Annotated in this window: 3 protein-coding genes; all 3 read right to left on the bottom strand. The window is 66.4% G+C overall.

Annotated elements, in window-relative coordinates:
- Window positions 1–62 precede the first annotated feature (62 nt).
- On the bottom strand, window positions 63–506 hold the full coding sequence (locus tag ACRDUX_RS20325) for a DUF2550 family protein (protein ID WP_526415867.1): 444 nt from the start codon (window positions 504–506) through the stop codon (window positions 63–65).
- Between the two features lie 7 nt (window positions 507–513).
- Entirely contained in the window at window positions 514–879 is a 366-nt protein-coding gene (locus ACRDUX_RS20320) for a F0F1 ATP synthase subunit epsilon (RefSeq protein WP_526415865.1), read from the bottom strand.
- A 39-nt stretch (window positions 880–918) separates the two neighbouring features.
- Window positions 919–1,909: F0F1 ATP synthase subunit beta (atpD, locus tag ACRDUX_RS20315; protein WP_526415863.1), on the bottom strand; the 991-nt coding region annotated here is incomplete at its 5' end.

Here is a 1,909-nt window from a genome sequence, read left to right as displayed (position 1 = left end):
ATCCTGACGCGCGTCGCAAACCCCGATGGCGACGTGCTCTGGCAGCCCGGCGGTCCCGCGCGTTAGGTCGTCCGCCGCCGCGCGCGGGATGGACGCGACTCCAGCCACGACGTGAATGCGGTCAAAGCAGCACGGTCGAGAGCGATCTCGTAGCCTCTGCGGCTTTCGGGACCCGTATCGCGAAGCTCGAGAACGACGATCTCGGCGCTCATGATGTCGAACTCGTCACCGCGAGGTGATCGGCGGCCGACCACTTCGACGCCACGGCGGGACAGCCGGCGATCCGGCCACCACCGCAGACTCGACAACCGGTAGAAACCGGCTTCCCCTCCGCGGTAGCGCACCACTCCGTGGCGCCAGCCGTGTCCACCGATGGCCGGGATGTCACGCAGAATCGCGGCGGAGCCCCCTACCTGCCGCAGCTTCCACAGCCGATAGGTCAGCGCGACGACGATCAGCAACAGGACGCCGACCAGCGCGGCCATGACCATCATGGACGCGCTCACCGGCGACTCAGTCGATCTCGCCTAGGGCACGCAGACGCGCCCTGCCCCACGCTGCGGTGCGCTCGTCATCCGATTCGGCGTCCCGCTTGGCTTCGTCGGCGTTGATCTCCGACTCCAGTTCGGCGTTCTCGACCAGAATCCGGACGGCTTCGTCGGTGACGGACAGGAATCCCCCGTCCACCGCGATGCGAAGATCGTCCTCGCCCTCCCGCTCGACCCGCACCATGGCGTCGTCGACCAGTTGGGCCACCAGCGGAATGTGCCTGGGCATGATGCCGATCTCACCGGCCGTGGTGCGGGTGAACACGAACGTTGCCTCACCCGACCACAACTCACGCTCGACGGCGACGATCTCGAGGTGGAGTTCAGCCATGGCACACCTCCTTTGGAGTCAGACCGGGCACGACGATCATCAGAGCTTGGCGCCGAAGGTCTCGGCCTTCTTGGCCAGGTCCTCCAGGCCGCCGATGAGGAAGAACGCCTGCTCTGGCAGGTGGTCGAACTCACCCTTGGTCAGCTTGTCGAAGGCTTCGATGGTCTCCTTGAGCGGAACCGTCGAGCCAGGCTGACCCGTGAACTGCTCCGCCGCCATCATGTTCTGGCTGAGGAAGCGCTCGATGCGACGCGCGCGGTTGACCAACTGCTTGTCCTCTTCGGACAGCTCGTCGACGCCGAGGATGGCGATGATGTCCTGAAGGTCCTTGTAGCGCTGCAGAACCCGGATGACCTCCTGCGCGACGCGGTAGTGCTCGTCACCGACAACGGCGGGGTCAAGGATCGTCGAACTGGATGCCAACGGGTCCACCGCGGGGAAGATGCCCTTCGAGAACACCGCACGCGAAAGCTCCGTGGTGGCGTCCAAGTGCGCGAACGTCGTGGCGGGCGCCGGGTCGGTGTAGTCGTCGGCGGGCACGTACACGGCCTGCATCGAGGTGATGGAGTGACCGCGGGTGGAGGTGATCCGCTCCTGCAGCTCGCCCATCTCGTCGGCCAGGGTCGGCTGGTAGCCCACCGCGGACGGCATGCGGCCGAGCAGGGTCGAGACCTCGGAACCAGCCTGCGTGAACCGGAAGATGTTGTCGATGAACAACAACACGTCCTGGTTCTGCTCGTCGCGGAAGTACTCCGCCATGGTCAGCGCCGACAGCGCGACCCGCATACGGGTGCCGGGCGGCTCGTCCATCTGGCCGAAGACCAGGGCCGTGTCCTTGAGCACGTTGGCGTCGGCCAACTCGACCCAGAGGTCGTTGCCCTCGCGGGTGCGCTCCCCCACGCCTGCGAACACCGACGTACCACCGAAGTTGCGGGCGATGCGGTTGATCATCTCCTGGATGAGCACCGTCTTGCCCACGCCGGCGCCGCCGAACAGGGCGATCTTGCCGCCGCGCACGTACGGGGTGAGC

This window comes from Mycobacterium sp., from assembly GCF_050701675.1.
Lineage (GTDB): Bacteria > Actinomycetota > Actinomycetes > Mycobacteriales > Mycobacteriaceae > Mycobacterium.
Note: the sequence above shows the minus strand (reverse complement) of the source record. Positions and strands in the feature narration are given on the sequence as shown.